The sequence below is a fragment of the Undibacterium hunanense genome (assembly GCF_014284335.1).
Taxonomy (GTDB): Bacteria; Pseudomonadota; Gammaproteobacteria; order Burkholderiales; family Burkholderiaceae_D; genus Undibacterium; species Undibacterium hunanense.
The window spans coordinates 364,276-382,080 of record NZ_JACOGF010000004.1 but is presented as its reverse complement, the minus strand read 5'-3'; the positions used below and the strand labels follow the sequence as shown (position 1 = coordinate 382,080).

At 49.7% G+C, this 17,805-nt stretch carries 18 protein-coding genes; 5 read left to right on the top strand and 13 right to left on the bottom strand.

What is annotated here, in order from left to right; all coding sequences use genetic code 11:
* Positions 1-88: 88 nt before the first annotated feature.
* The 6 genes from soxX to soxC all read right to left on the bottom strand — a co-directional run bounded on the left by soxX (position 89) and on the right by soxC (position 5,174).
* Positions 89-712, bottom strand: a complete 624-nt coding sequence (soxX, locus tag H8L32_RS10430; protein WP_186947120.1) for a sulfur oxidation c-type cytochrome SoxX — start codon at positions 710-712, stop codon at positions 89-91.
* A gap of 17 nt (positions 713-729) precedes the next feature.
* Positions 730-1,515 (bottom strand): sulfur oxidation c-type cytochrome SoxA, encoded by a 786-nt coding sequence (gene soxA, locus H8L32_RS10425; protein ID WP_230412143.1) that lies wholly within the window; start codon positions 1,513-1,515, stop codon positions 730-732.
* Between the two features lie 60 nt (positions 1,516-1,575).
* Entirely contained in the window at positions 1,576-1,887 is a 312-nt protein-coding gene (gene soxZ / locus H8L32_RS10420) for a thiosulfate oxidation carrier complex protein SoxZ (RefSeq protein WP_186947119.1), read from the bottom strand.
* A 296-nt stretch (positions 1,888-2,183) separates the two neighbouring features.
* Positions 2,184-2,672 carry a thiosulfate oxidation carrier protein SoxY gene (gene soxY / locus H8L32_RS10415; RefSeq protein WP_186947118.1) on the bottom strand — a complete coding sequence of 163 codons (489 nt, stop codon included), beginning with the start codon at positions 2,670-2,672 and terminating at the stop codon, positions 2,184-2,186.
* 122 nt (positions 2,673-2,794) lie between these two features.
* Positions 2,795-3,787 carry a c-type cytochrome gene (locus H8L32_RS10410; protein ID WP_408058859.1) on the bottom strand — a complete coding sequence of 331 codons (993 nt, stop codon included), beginning with the start codon at positions 3,785-3,787 and terminating at the stop codon, positions 2,795-2,797.
* Between the two features lie 22 nt (positions 3,788-3,809).
* Positions 3,810-5,174: a sulfite dehydrogenase gene (gene soxC / locus H8L32_RS10405; protein WP_186947116.1), complete on the bottom strand. Its 1,365-nt coding sequence runs from the start codon at positions 5,172-5,174 to the stop codon at positions 3,810-3,812.
* Positions 5,175-5,505: 331 nt separating this feature from the next.
* On the opposite strand from soxC, the gene H8L32_RS10400 reads away from it, so the two are divergent.
* Positions 5,506-6,084 (top strand): rhomboid family intramembrane serine protease, encoded by a 579-nt coding sequence (locus H8L32_RS10400; protein ID WP_186947115.1) that lies wholly within the window; start codon positions 5,506-5,508, stop codon positions 6,082-6,084.
* Positions 6,085-6,127: 43 nt separating this feature from the next.
* On the opposite strand, the gene H8L32_RS10395 is transcribed toward H8L32_RS10400, so the two are convergent.
* Positions 6,128-8,227 carry a TonB-dependent receptor gene (locus tag H8L32_RS10395; protein ID WP_186947114.1) on the bottom strand — a complete coding sequence of 700 codons (2,100 nt, stop codon included), beginning with the start codon at positions 8,225-8,227 and terminating at the stop codon, positions 6,128-6,130.
* Between the two features lie 516 nt (positions 8,228-8,743).
* On the opposite strand from H8L32_RS10395, the gene H8L32_RS10390 reads away from it, so the two are divergent.
* The gene (locus tag H8L32_RS10390) at positions 8,744-9,295 is read left to right on the top strand and encodes a fasciclin domain-containing protein (RefSeq protein ID WP_186947113.1); all 552 of its coding nucleotides are present in this window, start codon (positions 8,744-8,746) and stop codon (positions 9,293-9,295) included.
* Positions 9,296-9,549: 254 nt separating this feature from the next.
* Complete coding sequence (locus tag H8L32_RS10385) at positions 9,550-10,404, top strand: hypothetical protein (RefSeq protein ID WP_329605173.1); 855 nt, start codon at positions 9,550-9,552, stop codon at positions 10,402-10,404.
* Between the two features lie 13 nt (positions 10,405-10,417).
* Here H8L32_RS10385 and H8L32_RS10380 read toward each other — a convergent pair whose 3' ends face one another.
* From H8L32_RS10380 to H8L32_RS10370, 3 genes are all read right to left on the bottom strand, one after another.
* Positions 10,418-10,828, bottom strand: coding sequence for a hypothetical protein (locus H8L32_RS10380; protein ID WP_186947112.1), 411 nt, complete (start codon positions 10,826-10,828; stop codon positions 10,418-10,420).
* A 354-nt stretch (positions 10,829-11,182) separates the two neighbouring features.
* Positions 11,183-11,695 (bottom strand): hypothetical protein, encoded by a 513-nt coding sequence (locus tag H8L32_RS10375; RefSeq protein ID WP_186947111.1) that lies wholly within the window; start codon positions 11,693-11,695, stop codon positions 11,183-11,185.
* 104 nt (positions 11,696-11,799) lie between these two features.
* Complete coding sequence (locus H8L32_RS10370; RefSeq protein ID WP_186947110.1) at positions 11,800-12,252, bottom strand: DsrE family protein; 453 nt, start codon at positions 12,250-12,252, stop codon at positions 11,800-11,802.
* Positions 12,253-12,449: 197 nt separating this feature from the next.
* Between H8L32_RS10370 and H8L32_RS10365 the strand changes: the two genes are divergently transcribed.
* On the top strand, positions 12,450-13,268 hold the full coding sequence (locus H8L32_RS10365; protein WP_186947109.1) for a phosphate/phosphite/phosphonate ABC transporter substrate-binding protein: 819 nt from the start codon (positions 12,450-12,452) through the stop codon (positions 13,266-13,268).
* Positions 13,269-13,552: 284 nt separating this feature from the next.
* Here H8L32_RS10365 and H8L32_RS10360 read toward each other — a convergent pair whose 3' ends face one another.
* The 3 genes from H8L32_RS10360 to H8L32_RS10350 form a co-directional block, all read right to left on the bottom strand.
* Positions 13,553-14,989, bottom strand: coding sequence for a hypothetical protein (locus H8L32_RS10360; RefSeq protein ID WP_186947108.1), 1,437 nt, complete (start codon positions 14,987-14,989; stop codon positions 13,553-13,555).
* A 61-nt stretch (positions 14,990-15,050) separates the two neighbouring features.
* Entirely contained in the window at positions 15,051-15,956 is a 906-nt protein-coding gene (locus tag H8L32_RS10355) for an ABC transporter ATP-binding protein (protein WP_186947107.1), read from the bottom strand.
* Between the two features lie 2 nt (positions 15,957-15,958).
* Complete coding sequence (locus H8L32_RS10350) at positions 15,959-16,372, bottom strand: GntR family transcriptional regulator (protein ID WP_186947106.1); 414 nt, start codon at positions 16,370-16,372, stop codon at positions 15,959-15,961.
* A gap of 366 nt (positions 16,373-16,738) precedes the next feature.
* Here H8L32_RS10350 and H8L32_RS10345 point away from each other — a divergent pair, with 366 nt between their 5' ends.
* A complete protein-coding gene (locus H8L32_RS10345; RefSeq protein ID WP_186947105.1) occupies positions 16,739-17,779 on the top strand; it encodes a MerR family transcriptional regulator in 1,041 nt (346 codons plus the stop codon).
* The last annotated feature ends 26 nt before the right edge of the window (positions 17,780-17,805 follow it).

The window sequence follows — 17,805 nt, the reverse complement described above, 5'->3', positions numbered from 1 at the left end:
CGCTGGAGCGACGTAAATGAGGTCAGAGTAAAGATGAAATACACTTGCTTCGGTAGCAGCAAAACATTTGTATTCAACTCGCAGTGCCCTATTTGTTTACCGGGGACTCCACATCCAGCAACAAGGCCATCACATCCTTCAACTGCGCCTCAGTCAACACCCCGTTATGCCCAAAACGCGGCATCTTGGAACAGGCGTTATAAGCTTGCGCATTATAAATTTTGCCCCAGGTATATTTCACTATCTCTGGACTGGCCCCGCGCAGTTTTCCGTATTGATATAAGGTTGGCCCGATGTTACCGAAAGAAATTTCAGTCTTGCTCATCTGATGGCAGGCATAGCAATTACCGCCATTCACAGAACCCACAGCATCGGACGATTGCATGCCACGGCCATTCTGGGCGATTTTTTCACCATTCTTCCAGTCGCCCATATACTGGCCATCTGCCGGATATTTAACGGCAGCCAGTTGCGCCTGTTCCAGTTTTTTTGCCGGCTTGGGTTTCAAACCCTGTGGATTGGCACTGCATAATGCCTGGGCTTCATCCTGCTGCACCATGCGTTCCATGGTGGCAGGACCCTTGGCTTTGAAGTCAGCCTTCATCATGTCAAGGGCAGCCTTGGCATAATCAGGTTCGGCAGCAAGAACCTGTGTCGTGCAACAGGCGGCGACCAGCAAGACACTGACGTGGTGCAAGCGTAAAATTTTCATGCGTATCCCCTTGGCGTCTAGCGTTTTAAGGCAGGTGCATTCATGACCGCGCCATCGGCAAACTTTGCCAGAAACATGGTCAATGCAGTGATGGTGTCTGAAGCATAGTCAGGCACGGGGAAGCGTTGCTGGCGGAAGCAATCATTCAACCTGTGCTGCATGCTGCGGACTTCGCCTTGCGAAACGCGGTAAGCAGGCCAGGTAGAATAAGCGGCCTGGGCATTGGTCTTGTTATTCAAATTCGGCAAGTCTTGCAGGCGTATGCGCTGCCCATCACTAGAATGGCAGGATGCACAGGAAAAATCATGCGAGCCGGCCCGGTAATAAAAAATCTTTTTACCAATTTCATAAGCCTGTTTTTCTGCTGGATGTTTGGTACTGATGGCCAGCTTCATGCCACGCGATTCTGCCGTCAGAAAAGCAACCAGCGCTTCGATGTCGGAAGGATTGCCGGCAGAACCGAAGGGAGTCTTGCGTGCCTGCTCAGGCGTCAAGCCTTGCAGATTGATACGGCAGTGCATGAGACGCTGCTCAAGATCCATGACTTTGTTGGTGTCTTTAAAATAGCGCGGCAACTCTGCATAGGCTCCCTTGGTCACACCCGGCCCCTTACCCAGATCACATTGCTCCAGTGATTGCTGGTTTGGCCCCAGTTTTTTTTGCCAGAGTTCCTGGCCGCGCATTTCCCATAATTCGGCCGGGTTGCCATCAGCCAGCATTTGCCTGTATTTGGCGATTTCATCGCTCGATGATGGATTTGCAGTCTGGGCCTGCACAGATGACAGGGCAGACAGTGTCAACATAAGGCAAACCGACATACATGACACTGATTTGAGAGCAAGACGTGACATGGGGTTTCCTTATCAGGCTATGGCTGCTTCATCGGTACGCTGGTCACCTTTGCTGTCTATCCAGGTGACCGACACTTTATCTCCCTTAACGCCACCTTTGAACTTGAAGGACAGAAAAGGATCCTTGGAAACTGAAGGACCAAACTGCGCATCCAGCACCAGCTTGTCTTTCCATTTGGCTTGCAAGGTCTTGATGAAATGTGCAGGTACGACCTTACCTTCCAGATCTTTACGCTGACCGGTTTCCATATCGTGACGCATCAATACTTTTACTTCGACAACGTCGCCAGTAACTGCCGCCCGAATACGCATAGGATCGCCCATGATGTCTCCCTTTTTTAACTAACTACACTTCATTTTAAATGAATACCTGATCAAGACCTGAAAGCTCACCACAGAGACACAGAGAAAAGCAAGAGGAATCATTCATACAGTTTGAGTAGTGCGTACCATGTTACTCTTGGCAGGCCGCCCCCTCGGCTTACGATAATTGAATGCGTGATTAACACTCTGAGTGTTGGGCTGATAAATCGTAGCCCAACCTACATTCCGGTCTCACTCTTCAGGTTTCTCTGTGCGCCTCTGTGTCTCTGTGCCTCTGTGTTGAGAGGTCTTATAATTTAACCGCCGCAGCCACCTAAAGTAACTTTTATTTCTTTAGATGCTACCAGCCATTTACCATCTGCTTTCACCAGCGCATGCACATTCGATGTTTCGCCTACCTTGACACGGGTGCTGACGGAGGCTTCTGTGCCTTCTGGAATATTGAAGGCCGCTGACATGGCATTCGGGTTTTTTTCTATCAGAATCGCAATGTATTCTGTATTGGCAGCTTTGCTGCTGACGCTGACGGGCACAACCGCACCATTTTCGGCGATATCTGGCGCACCGATCACGATGTCGGCGCTGACAGTTGGGCTACCTGCACCCAGTGCAGCAAACGCATCCTGCAGGCTCTTGGCTTCAAATGCCTTGGCTTGCCACTCTGCAGCAAACACATCGGACGGCTTCAGCAAGCCAGCGGCAAAAGCCAGACCGAATATGGTGGAAATGCGTAAAAAATCACGGCGTTGCTGACTGTCAGCATTGTTCTTGATTGCCTGCTTCATTACTGTCTCCTGAGTGAGCATTTGCCTGATGATGCAATTTAATTGAATTGAATTCTATTCGATATAGCTTAACGCGAATTCGTTCCGTCGATATGACATACCTGCAAAAAATTTATGTCGGATTATTGTCGCAAAATCCAGTTCAGCATGGTTTTGATTTCGCTATCCTTGACATGGGCTTGTGGTGGCATGGGAATATCACCCCAGGCACCACTGCCACCGGCCTTGATTTTTTTGGTCAAACTGGTTTCTGCGCTGGCATCATCTTTATATTTTGCCGCAATCTGGGCAAAGCCGGGGCCAACAATTTTATCCTTGATACCATGGCAGGCGACACAGGCATATTGCTTGGCGAGTTTAAAACCTTCATCCACAGCAGGCTGGCTGACTTTGATGACAGCAGCCTTGTTCAGGTCCACGCCCCGCACAGCACCGACAGTACGATTTTGTTCAACAGGATTGCCATTGGCACTGCGCGCAAAAACCGGCAATTCAGAGGTGATTGTCACTTCCTTGATACAGTCTTTCATGCAGGCGGCATTCTTCACGTCGGGCTTGCCTGTGGTTTGCCACAAGCCATGCTGCTGACTCATCCCCAGTCGATTCGGCATGCGCTTCTGTACGTCGGCAATGTTCTCGTCCGACATGGTAAAGTCGTCGGCAACCACCCCGCCCAGGTTCAGGATATAAGCAGTCACCGCATACACTTCATCCGTCGTCAGGGTCTTGGGTGCATTCCAGGGCATGGCGCGGTTGATGTAATCCCATAGCGTCGACACCGTCGCCACTTTCATCAGGGTAGTACGTTGTGGCTGGCTATTACCGGTCAAGGCAGCAACCCGTCCATTCTTGACGTCTTCTTTTGTGGTGCCACCGACGATGGGGGTGAACACCTGGTTAGATTCACCAAAAGTGCCATGGCAGGAAGCGCATTTGCCATCCCAGACTTGCTGGCCCTGGTCTACACTGCCGCGCCCTTTAGGCAAACCCTTGAAGTCGGGGCGCACATCGATATCCCAGGCAGCGACTTCCTTGGGAGTCGCTGCGCGGCCTATATTGTTATAGTCCGCGGCACTGGCAAGCAATACCGTCCCGGTCAGGACAAGCATGCCCATGAGCTTAGTCAGCGTATTCATCTTAAGCGACCTGTACATTGCTAACCTCGCCGTCTTCATTGATCTTCCACGACTGAATGGCATTGTTGTGATAAATCGATTTGGTACCGCGCACTTCGCGCAACTGTGCGATTTTGGGCTGGACATAACCAGTTTCATCTATGGCACGCGATTGCAGGATGGCCGGTGCACCATCCCAGTTCCAGTCGATATTGAAGCGTGTCAGGCATTTGCCGAGTACCGGGCCTTCCAGCCTGGCGGTGCGCCAACTACGACCACCATCGGCAGAGACATCCACGCGCTTGATCTTGCCACGCCCTGACCAGGCCAAGCCGGTGATGTTGTGAAAACCTTTTTCCAGCAGCATCTGCCCGCCGGAAGGTGTGGTAATGACCGACTTGCATTCCTGCACCGAGGTATATTGCCGGTGCAGGCCGCTGGGTTGCAGATCAATGTAATGGATGGCTTCATCCTTGGTTGCCCAGGGCTGGTCACCAACTTCAATACGACGCAACCATTTGACCCAGGATACACCTTGCACACCTGGTACCACCAGACGCAGTGGATAGCCATTTTCTGGCCGCAACATTTCGCCATTCATGCCATATGCGACGATGACATCATCCATGGCACGGGCAATATCTATCGTGCGTGTCATGGCAGAACCATCGCCACCTTCAGCCAGTACAAATTTGGCCTTCTTGCGATCAATGCCGCAATCGTCCAGCAACACTGACAGCGGTACGCCAGTAAATTCACAGCAACTCAACATGCCATGCGTGTACTGCACGGTGGGTACGGCAACATTGCCCCATTCGGTCGCGCTATTGGCGCCACATTCGATGAAATGCATGCGCGATACCGAGGGCAGGCGCATCAGGTCGTCCATGGTGTACACCTTGGCTTCACGCACCAGGCCATTGATCATGAAACGATGCTGGGCCGGGTCGATATCTATCCAACCCTGATGGTGACGTTCAAAATGCAGTCCACTGGGAGTGATGATGCCAAAAAAGCCTTGCAGTGGCGCAAAAGAAACCGAAGCCTGCGGCACGCGCGTCAAGCCGGGCGATTGCCGACGCTGCAAATTCGCTTCAAATCTGGAAGGCTGGCCATACCCCTGCATGACAACCGGATTGCCCAGGGTCTTGGCGTGATCCTGTAAATTCAGTATCAGCGGGTCACCATCACCTTCGGGCACGCTGCCTGGCCTGGCCATTGCCACGCCAGATGCCAGTGCCGCCGTGGCTGCTGCAAAACTCTTGCGCAGAAAACCACGCCGCTCATCATTCAAGCCATGTTCACTGATAGCCTGACGCAAGGGCGCATCCAGAAAATTCTCAGGCGCACGGCGCAACTGGCCAGATTTTTTGACTTGGATAGACATGATACTGAAACTTTCCAATGAGATACTTCGTCCATACAGGTCAGTATGCTTTACCACTGCAACCAGCCGTATGCTTTTTTGTGCACAGTTTTAGCGATCTGAATTTGATCAAGCTCAAATAATACTATTTGCGCATATAATCAAATAAGGAACGGAAAAATGCAAACACTATTTTTGGCGCAACGCACAAAATCTTTGGTTTTTTACTTGTTTGAGGAAGTTTGACGCTAGTAAACTGCGGCTATGCAACAGCAAGCAGGTCCGTAGCCGCAAGCTACTCTTCTGCCGCTATCATTACGCAACACCGTCAACTTATTCAACCAATTACTGCATGACATATCGCCCAGGTAGTCCCGCTACGTTCAGCATTGCCATACTTATCCTCGCAGGGTGGACTATCGTCGCCATGATGCTGGATCAGTCAATTTTTGCCACACAAAAATCCCTGCTGCTACCGCAATTCGGAGCGGTAACCGGTGATTTATGGACTACGCATGAATGGTGGCGTTTGCTGGTATCGCAATTTTTGCATGTGCATTTCCTGCATATGCTGTTCAATACCATGTGCATCGTCGTCATCGGCAATGCGATAGAAAAACGGTATGGATGGCGCATCTTTCTTGCCATCTATGTGGCAGGTGGCATCACCGGTCAGATAGCCAGCGTATGGTACTACCCCACGCTGGTCACTGATGGTGCTTCACAGGCGTTGATGGCGCTATGCGGTGCCGCACTTGTATTGCGGGCAAACCCTCGTGTCACACTATTCAGCGCAGTCATCATCGCCATACAGGCCGCACTTGATCTGTATGTAGCGTCAGGCATCAAGGCAGGCCACGGATATGGTTTTGTAATGGGTGTGTTGCTGGGCTTGGGCAGCTTTATTGTTATGCGCAAGCAAGCTCGCTGAGGATGCGTGAGGCAAATATCTATACGGGCAAACGTCACCAGTATCAAAAATTATGCGTCAACGTCAGTCTGACCGAACGTGGTTCAACCGGGTGAAAATGGATGTCGCTGGCACCATCCACATTTTCACGTGACAGTCGCGACTGGTAATAGTAATCAATGTCGCTGGCCTGTTTATTGAACAGATTAAACACATCCATGGTCAGCCTGGTTCTGGCATTGATCTTGTAACCCACACGTGCATAGGCCAGCGTGGTGGAAGAAGAGCGCACGCTATTGTCTTCGATCAATGGGCGTGGGCCGAAATAACGCAATTCAAAGCCACCATACCAGCGCCCCATGTCGGTCATCGTCACGCCAAAAGACGCTACCCTGTCGATGGAGCCAGGAACATAATTGCCCACCACATCGTTCTGCGTATAACGTGCGCGCGATGCGGCCAGGTCAAGATCAAACAACAACCAGGGAGCGGCGATGTAATGGTTGTTCCATTCTATGCCGGTACGACGACTGGCCCTGCTGGGTTCGGTTTCACCGGCGTCACCAACAAACAGCAACTCAGAAGCGATATCCAGACGCCACAGTGCCAGCGAGCTTTGCAGGCCAGGAATGATTTCTGTACGCATGCCAAGTTCTGCGCCTTTGGTTTTTACCAGAGGCGTAACAGGTGTTGATACACCACCATCTGGCAGGCGCGTTTGCGTAGTGCCACGTGCATCATTGCTGTGGAAGCCCGTACCATAGTTGATGAAATACTCGGTCTTATTCCAGGGGCCGAAGATCAGTGACAACTTGGGCGATACGATATGATCACTGGCCTTGCCAGAATTACCGTCTATGCTGCTGTTGACATCAAAGCGATACGTATCGTAACGCAGGCCGGCAATACTGCGAAACTTGGGTAACCACTGGATGGAATTTTCTGCATAAAAACCAGCGCTGGCTTCTTTGACGTTGTCTTGTCGTATCGTCGATATGCGTTGCTGTGCAACGGTGTTGTAAATACCAACCGGCGACAGTTTATCGTAACGTAGTTGCACGCCTATCTTGTTATGCATCTCCAGATCCGCGATACTCAGCGGCCAACTCTGGCTGATGTTCAGCCCCAGCATCTGGCGTTTTTCGCTTTGGCTGAACTGGTCACCCATATCTGGATTATTCAGGAAATAAGTAAAATTGCTGAACAGGTCCAGGCTGGATTGCACGGCATAGGCATCCATTTCAAACACGCCATCCTGATTACGTTTTTTCATTGCATATGACAGACTGTAACGTGAACTCTGCCCCCCATCTGTGGTGTCAATCGCACCGAACCTGCTGATCTGTCCCGATTCAACTGCACGTAGCGGTATCTGATCGGTAGAATTCCAGCGATTCTTATACGCCATTGCAGTCAGGCTGTAACCATCATCGTGCGTGCCCTGGCTATAGCGCAAGACAGCACTGTATTTACGCACGTTTTCCGGATTCACCCAGGGGCCGTCATTACGGTTCACTTCCAGGCCATACAGCAAATTGCCATTCGCCACAGCCATGGAATTTGCCAGTACAGCACGCTGATAAGCATAAGGCCCCAAAGTCAGGCTGGCGATACCCGCCCCCAATTTATCAGCCAGACGCAAGTGCGCCGCACCGGCAGAAGCAAAATCACCTTCATCGGCGAAATACGTGCCCTTCTTGTAATCGATACGCTGCACCAGTTCGGGCATCAGAAAATTCAGGTCAGAATACCCCTGACCATGGGCATGCGAACGCATATTCACCGGCATGCCATCCACAAAGGTCGCAAAGTCAGTGCCATGATCAAGATTAAAACCACGCAAAAAATATTGATTGGCCTTGCCGTCACCACTATGCTGGGTGACGATCATGCCGGGTACAAACTCCAGCAATTCTCCTGTGCGCAATGCTGGCCGGTTACTGACCAGATTCGATGTCACCGAACCCTGGCTGGCAGCATTACTGGTGCCAAGAGCATTATCGTAATTACCCAGCACTTGCACTGTGGCTATTGTTTCTGGTTTGCCTGACTTATCTGTCTGTACTGCCTGTGTCTGTTCTTGTGCCTGTACTGCATCAAACGTATGTATCAGCAAAAGACCGAAACAGGCCCGTAGTACGCGGTTCATTTTCGTTTTTTGCATTATGGCTCCGTTAATATTTTTATACTAATTTTATCTTTTGAAGCTTATTTGTATGAGGGAATAAAAATTCCTCATCCTTTTTATATTCCACGAGCAATAACCAGACCTGCTTGCTTACCTGCATGAATTTTTGAAATTTCCTCATCCTGCAATATGGGAATCAAGCTGATTTTTATTCTTATCAAGTCTTATTACGTGAAAAACAAGAAATCGGATTCACAATTTTTAAATATTCATGCCCTGATTGCGTGCGTACAGTACGGTTCGATGGCATGAAGCTTCAGAACCTAGATCATTAATAGGGGAAAATGAGTGCGGGGGAAAAGTCGCATGCAAACTGGCGCTTGAAGAACGGCGACTACCTGACGCATGGGTCACGATGACAAACATTGATCAGTGAAACATGGCGATGCGCAGAAAGCTTGTTTTCACATTTTTATAAATAACTGAAACCAATGCGTTTTATATCCCGTAGAAGATTATGCGATCTCGCACTTATCTTAAAAGGAAATGATCATGCGCAAATTTAACTACGCTCTGCTCTTCGCAGCTGCCATCGCTACAAGCTCTATCGCTGGAGCTGCTGATGTAACAGTCGGCGGCCAAAGCATGCTTCCAACAAAAGACATCGTCGATAACGCTGTCAACTCTGCGGATCACACAACACTGGTTGCCGCAGTCAAAGCGGCCGGACTGGTGGACACGCTGAAAAGTAAAGGTCCATTCACCGTGTTTGCACCAACCAATGCCGCCTTTTCCAAACTGCCGGCAGGTACTGTCGACACCCTGGTCAAACCGGAAAACAAAGCCACACTGACCAAGATCCTGACGTATCACGTAGTACCTGGCAAACATGATTTCATGAGCCTTTCTGCGCAAATCAAAAAACAGGGCGGCCCCATAGAACTGGCAACAGCCAGTGGCGGAAAATTATGGTTCACGATGAATGGTCCGCACAATATCAGCGTCAAGGATGAAAGCGGCAACGTCGCCAGCATCAGCACTTATGATGTGTATCAATCGAATGGTGTCATCAATGTGATTGATACCGTATTAATGCCTAAATAATGGCGATACAGGACATTATTCCTGCACAGCATCAAACGCTCTGAAAAGAAAATGATCCGGGAACCTTGCCTGCAAGGTCCCCTTTTTTTTATGGCCTTTGAAAAAATATGACGGCAAAGACATGCCCACGTCTACAAATTTATCAAGAAACTGGCACAAGGAATGCATAACAAGATAGCATGAGAATATGCGGCCAAGCCGGGGAAAAAACCGATCCGGATTCCGCCTTCTTCAAGCCCTTTCAGGAGTGCCCCGTGAGCGACTCACACTTTGACGCCCCCATCTTCATCGAAGATGGCCCGTATATAGACTTGCTGTCTTTCAACACCTATCCATTTCTTTATAATCAGGGTGGCCATGGCAGGCAATTGCGATTGCCTTTCGGTCAGGAAATCAGTCTGGCAGCGGATAATCCTGATCTGTCGCTAGGTATCAAATACGAGGGCATCAGTCATCAAACCAAGACCATACCCAACGATGGTCATCCTTACGAAATTACCGGGTTCAATTTCAACACGACGGAAGTCGAATACGAAACACTACTTGCAAGCAAAGAAAGCGTGCAGGCCTTTGGCATGACGCTGCTTCATAGCGGTGAGTGCCTGCGTTTTGAGTATGAAGGTTTAATCATGGCCCAATATACCTATGGCAAATGGGCTGGCTATCAGTCACCTTACCTGGGAGGCGCACGTCGCCGTGAACTGCTGACGTATAATCCGACCGATCTGGAATTCCATGATTTTCCGCATGTGTTTTTCTCCCAGGATGAGCGTCCCCTGGTCATCAGCGTGGCACGTTGGCGCCCCTATGTGCAGGAAATTTGCCTGGCTGATTTATGGGTGCAGCCAGGCGATGCCATCGTCCTGCCCCCTAAAACACGACCAACCAGGCCGGACGACGATCTTCCGGAACCAGAAAAACGACGCATCATCATCGACCTGCATGGCAACCGCAATTCTGCCCTGGCTTGCTGGCGTGACGACAAACCAGCGCTGACCACCACCACGATACTGGGCAATGCCAACACCATGCAAACCCGCGCGCCCAATTACCATGAAGAAACACATCCGACCAGACATGGGCATGCAGGAATCAGACCGGCAGAATAATGTTCAAGAGGTTTTACTTGTCCACTTCCCGGGTCAACATTTCCCATGAAGGCTGGGATGTTCCATCCGTGGTCGCGGTAACTTTGCTGCCAGCAAATGTAAGCGTGGTGGAAGCAGCCTTACTGAACTCGATAGACTTCATCTTGCAAATGGCTTTTTTGGAGGCAGGGTCAGTACAGTAGGCAGCAGCATTATCCTTGATCGTGGAAGCAAAATACTTGATCTTGAACAGGTCGTCAGTGGTTTGAAAACTGTCTGCCTTGATATTGAATTTGACGTCGCAACCGCAAGCCGTTTTCAGACTTGTCGTTGCGGCCTTGACCGCAGGTTCCACGTCATTGCTCATCATTTCACGTTCTGCCTTGCCGGCCAGGGCAGTCAGTGGCAACAGCAAAAAAATACCAGCCAGCTTTGAAATTTTCATGAATATATCCTTAGTGAGGTAAGCAGCCTGCACCTCACACATAATGAAGCTACAGGCCTGATTGCGAAGTCAATGAAACAATCGACATGCATTCTAAGCAAACACGTTCTCTGTCAGATATAAAATTTGTAACAATTTTTTAGTTTTCGCAGGCCCGCTTTTTTCATTGGACATGCGCTGGGTAATACGAAATCAGCAAGACATAACGGAGTAAAAGTCACGCCGCTCACCAAATAAATGCATAGGCAATCGTTGTAAGCCTTGCTTACAATTTCTCTCAACATAGGCATCAGCATCATTTGATGCAGCATGGAAAAAAACGCGGATGGATGAAGTAAGAACCTGCGCAATACTTTATGCAAGCCCTTGCAGGCGGTGACTTTTGCGTTGCCGCCACCACTGGAACAGAGTAATCAGACTGATGGCCAGCAAAACAATCCAGCAAATCACTGCAAGGATGCCGCCCCATTCTGGATTTCCCCAAAAAAACACCCAGAAAAACAAAGGAAAACCCACGAACACGCTGGCAACAGCGGTAATGATGGTCTGAGGTTTTTCACGGACGAATAAGAGAATGAAGGGCAAAAAGAAGACGATGACAATTTCGAGCAAATCCAGCATGCCAAAACCCAGCGTCCCTTCCTGAATACGGTTCAAACCCTGCTGTGCAAGTTTGTATGGATACAGATAGCCATCTACATAGACGCTATCCTTGCTTGTTTCTTTAACCGGTGTTTTTGCTGTTACCGGCTTTTCTGCACTTTCTGTCACAGGCTCTTTTGCAGATTCGCATTTGGACAAGGGCAGGACAAAACAGATCAATAACAATAGCGAAGCGACTTTCCTGATCAGGCTAAGATTACGCATAGCCGTCATCCGGCTTGAAACAGCAACGCTGCGCCATGACAGCCGACGACAGCAGACGACAAATCACGCCAGAATTGCTGCATCGTCTTCATATCAGGGACGGCTCAGGGACGAATATAGGCATAACCCTGCTGCTGACGCTTGATCAGTTGCGACACTCCCGCCTCAACATAACCCAGGTTATCCAGCATGTCAGCCTTGGAGATTTTTTGTGCACGCATGGTGTTTTCGCAGATCATGACCTGTGCCCCCAGTTTAAGCACTTCTTCAATACGACTTGCTGCCGGGGATTCAAATTTGAACATATCAATGCCAGGGCCATACGCGACGATTTCCACATCGATATTGTCTTTGCCTATATCTTTGATGACATTTTTGACATTATTCAAGGTCAAATCCCATTTCTTGCTGTCACCATCGCTGACCTGGAAAACAACTTTGGATTTCTTGACGGCTTGCGCCTTGGTATCCTGTTGTGCCAGAACACTGGCATGCATCATTCCATTCAATACCAGCGCTACGGCCAGCAAACGTCCATAGTGGGAAATCAGTCTCATGATTACTCCTGTTTCAAATTATCGCAAATCGTTGAATAACGATACCAGATTTATGCGCCCATTGACGATGATATTTTGATGTCAACATTTCGTTGGAAAAACATTCATTTCTGCAAAGTATGTTAAAAATGATTGCATGATCATGCATGACTGGATTAAAGTTGGTCTTTCCATAAGAAAACAATCTGGGCGTGTATATGAAAAAACTTTTCTTGATTACAGCCTGTGCACTAGGACTGAGCGCCGTCTCTGCCTATGCGCAAAGCAGCTATACACTGAACGTCAGTGAAGGCACATCTGGTGGTCTGGATTCAGCACAGGTGATAGAAAAATATACCGGCCTGGCAGAAGTAATGAGCAAGGCTCTGGGGAAAAAAGTCGTGGTGGTCGTCACACGGGAATTCGCCCAACTGGAAGAAGGTATGAAATCCGGCAAGATGGATTTTGTGATCGCCCGCCCCAGTGATTATCCGGCACGCGGTGTGCGTGATTACAAATACCAGTTGATTTCAACGTCCAAACCGGATGGCAATTGCCTGTTGATCGTGCCCAAGGCATCGCCACTCAAAAATATCAATGATGTCAAAGGCAAACGCATCACATTGCCGGAAAAAATTTCCTACATGTCGAAGTTCTGCTCTGCCGAACTGATACACAATGGCTTCAAACTGGAAACAGAAAAAATCCAGTACGCCAAAGAACAGGGAGCCGTCATCTTCTATCTGGATAACCAGTTGGCGGACGTCGGCGGCATTGCCTCCTATTCCGGAGTCGCAAAGAATCTGGAAAAAACTGGCCATCGCGTCATCCATACCAGCCAGAGTCAACCTTACCAGCCCTTGATTGCCCATCCAAAGTTCACAGCCGCGCAAATTCAGGCCTTAAAGAAAGAGCTGGATCATCTGGATGAAACAGAGCCTGGCAAAGCCATCCTGAAACCGATAGGCATCAAGGAATTTGATACCAAGGCCAGCGACCAAAGCCTGCTCGATTTACTGAAATGGCTGGGTCAATAAGCCATACGTTCAATCATGCAAGATCTGCCTTCAGAATCAGCGCTGCTTCGGAATCAGCGCTTTGTATAGGTCGTATTCACATACGAAAGCAACCAGCCCAAAGCTTCCTGCCTCAGTTTCAGATGCAGGCATGTCAACAGCGATTGCTCGTAAGCGGCCCGTTCACAAACCTGTCCTGCTGATGCCGCCGATCCGGATTGTCCGGATGGCATCAGCAGAATGGCTGCGATAAAAAAGCTGCAACACCAGATCAAAGCACGCAACATCTTACCCCCATACCGTTCTTACGCTGCCCGGCCAGCAGGAAAAACCGCACTTACCTGCATCAGCCGGTTCCAGCGCCAGCGCAATACTATGGCGGTGACTATGGCTACAGAAACGCAGATGACCCAGGCGGGGCACTGTTGAAATTGTACATATAACGTGATCAGAACCAACCCCAGCAACAAAGGCATGGCAAAAGCCAGCAACAGGGCAGATTCATAACGTGATTTCATGAGGGCATAGTTTTTAAGAGTCATGACACTCAGGGGCAGCAGGCAAAAACATCCTATCCAGACCGATCCCATCAGCAATGGACTGGCAGGCGAAAAATACACCGTCAAGCCGACGATGACCGCCGTCACCAGCCACAACCCCAATGACTGGCGTAACAGGAAACCTGCCAGCACTTCTGTCTGGCGCTTCACGTCAGGCAAGTTGACGGCCAGGCAAAGCAAACCTTGCTCTACCCTGCGTTGATATACAGCGGTACGCACTACGGATGTATAAATAAACGGCAACATGACAAAAGATACAATTGCTGCAAAATACGCCAGCCAGGCATCCTTGCCATTGAATTTGGCAGAATGATTCAGAAAGAAAATGAAGTAAATACCCATGCCGATACTCATCACCAGCACAGACAAAAAACTGGTCAGCCAAAATACCTGTGATCCCATGGAAAATGGCATCAACTGACTCACCGTTTCTGGCAAACGACTTACCTTGCGCATGCAATGACGTAGCAAAAAATTATAAGGATTCGTGAAATTCATCGAGTACTGGCTCATCTGCACTTCTTCGCCACTCATGGCCTTTTGCAGTACGGAAAAACTCTGTTCTTTTTTGAAATGCTGGTCTCCATGTATGGAAAAGACCCAATGCAAAACTGCAATAGTCATCCCCAGACCTGCCAGAAACATAAGTACAGGCTGGCTCCATATGCCAGTATCCGGCAGGGTCATTTTTGCATTCAGCCACATTGGTAATTGACTCATGAGAACCAGCAGAATGATCACCCATTTGCTGCGTATGCTAGCAACATACACCAGCAAACCAAACACGCCCAGCATCCAGGTCTGGAAAAAATGCCCCTTCGAATTAAAATGCACCGTCAGGGATAACAATGCAGGCAACAACAGAACTGGAATCGCCACCGCCAACTGCATATGGCGTTTGAACTGTGGCACAAGACGTGCATTGGCTGGCGTGTATTGCATCGTGACACTGATTATGAATAACAGAAACCAGCCGACCAACAACATACCAAGCGCCATCACCACGCCAAGGCCCAGTGCCCGTAAAACCGGCATCCAGCCTTCTACCTTTCCGCCAAAAGACAGCACAAGCACCGCCGGCAGCAAGGCGATCAGTACCATTAAAAAATATATTACTTTCAAACCACCGGTATTGATGCGCGCATAGGCTGGCTGCTTCCAAATGGAAATAATTGTTTTCATGATGTACCTTTTACGGCTGACTGCAGGATGTAATTTCTTCGCATGATTATTCGCAACATCTTTATCGCGTCATTTCTATGAACAGATCTTCCAGGCCCAGTTTTTCCAGACGCATGTCCTGGCGACTCTGTAGCAGTTCCAGTTGCTGCGGCTCAAACTGGGCTAGTACGCTGTCCTCACCCTGTGTGCCGGTGTTACGGCATGCGCTCAGGGTCCGTTTTGGCGTGAGTTGCGCCAGTACCTGGGTTTTTCCGGTGACGCGCACGGTACTGTCCATCATGTCATCGAGTGCCTGCTGATGCACGATACGGCCATGATTAAGAAATGCCACATTCATCGCCACCCGTTCCAGGTCAGACAGGATGTGGGTAGAAAACACAATGGTGGTTTGTTTCTCTATCACGCTGTCTATCAGTTCACGCAAAAAGTCGCGACGACCGGCCGGGTCAAGGCTGGATACCGGTTCATCCAGTATCAGTAATTCCGGCTCATGTGCCAGGGCACGAATAATTGACAGCCTTTGCTTCTGTCCTACCGACAGTTTGTTGATGACCTTGTCGAAAGGCAGTTCCCAGGTCCGCATCAGGCTATTCACCTTGTCTTCATTCCAGTGCGGATATAACTGACGGAAATAATCCAGCATCTGTCTGGCATTCAGCCATTCAAACAGATCACTGCGTTGCGGTACATAACCTATCCTGGCCCTGGTCGCCTGGCTGAGTTGCCTGGTATTGTCACCAAATAACAGCGAGCTGCCGCCATCTGCATCACGCAGACCCAGCAGGCACTCAATCAGGGTGGATTTACCGGCACCATTGCGACCCAGCAAACCGACAATGCTGCCCGGCTCTATGTGCCAGTCAAGTTCTTTCAAGACAGATTGCCCGCTGAAGGATTTGTTCAAGCCGCGGATTTGTATGGGGTGAGAAATTGATTGCGACCCGGTCTGTGTTGTCTGCGCATGCATGCTTATTTTCCTTTAAGAATACTGGTCAGCAGTGCGATGACTGCCTTTGGTTCCAATTCCAGCTGACTGGCTTCGACTGCGATACGCTCCAGGCCGGGACGCAATAATTCCAGTCTGGATTCAAGATCAGAATTACCATCCGACTGGGCCGCCACTTCCATACCCAGGCCACGGCGACGCACCAGCAAACCCTCCGCCTCCAGCATGCTGTAGGCCTTGGAGACCGTCATGGGATTGACGCCCAACTCGCTGGCTACCTCACGTACTGATGGCATGGCATCACCAGCAAGCACCTGCCCGCCGGCCAGCAAACGACGCAGTTGCTCTATCAGTTGCCGGTAAATAGGCTCACTGGTCCCGGTCACCACCCGAAATATCTCTGCACTTAGTTGACGCGGATTGTCTGGCACCGTCATGTCTCATGCTCCATGGTCTGGCCTTTCATTATTTTTAAACGACGTGCTTGCACCCTTCTGGGAACAAAGCAGTGATGACGCCTGTTTGAGTACGGCAAGCCTGAATACATCAATCACCACGTGTATTAATATAGTAATACACTAAATTAGCAATTTCAAGCTGAATTTTTCTTTATCAGGACTTACGCGGCACCCAGAAGAGGAACTGCAACGCAGCTGGCGCTGTTTTACGTAATTCCTACTTATATGTTGTGTATGACCCAGGGTCAGGGTTTATCATCTTTTCTCACGAGCAAAAGCCGAAGCATGGCTTTAATGCTGCCATGGCAAATAGCCTGAAAAGACGAACCATGCAGGAACAGTCACATGACATTAAAAATAGGTGAATTGGCAAAACGCGCGGGCCTGACCGTACGTGCCCTGCACCACTATGACAAGATAGGTTTGCTATCTCCAACAATACGTGCCGACAATACTTACCGTCTGTACGATGAAGATGACGTACTGCGCCTGTACCGTATCCAGGCCCTGCGCCGCTTGCAACTCTCGCTGGATGAAATCCGGACCATACTTGATGACCCGCATGTCAGCATGAGTGACATCATCCGGCAGCAGATCAGCCTGATGGAGAAACAGGCACACAACGCACTGACTTTGCGCGATCACTTGTTGCATCTGTCTGATCGTCTCGCCGACCAGCAATTGCCTGTTGTTGACGACTGGCTGACAGCGCTGGAGATGACCGTGAATAGCGAAAAATATTTCACACCCACAGAGTTGCAAGCCTTGCGTCGCCAGCCAAAAACGGGAGGCGCTGTTGATAAATCTGCGCTTATCCTGGCCTTGCACGATTTGATGAAAAAACAGGTGTCACCGCAAGATGCACTGGCACAATCACTGAGCCAGCGCTGGTTGCAATGCATGCAGGATGAAAGTGGCGGCGATGCCGCGATACTCATCAGGTTTTATCAGATGCAAAGCGCAGAAACAGCCTTGCAGCTATTCTCTGGACTGGATAGGGCCACGCTTGACTATATGGTACGCGCCCTGGCCTGCGCCAGCCTGCCAGTTTATGCCGCTTATTGCCAGCCCGATGAAATGGAGATATTGCGCCAGCATTGTCTGACAGATGCAGCTGCCTGGCCACCGCTGATCGCTGCCTTGCATCTGGAATGTGTTGCCGGTACCCGCGTCAGTAACCCCAAAGTACAAAAGCTGGCAATAGCCTGGCAAACCCTGTCACTGAAAAAAGCTGGTGCCAGGGCTGGTCTGCAAAAGAAGATCCAGCAGGTATTTGCTGAACGGACAGAATTACGTATGGGAATAGACAATCGCCTGTTTGCCTATATACAGTCAGCTTTGCGCAATCTGAATGCCAGCCAGACCGGATTGGCAGCGACGCGATAAAATACATGCTTCAGTTTTTCACCGAC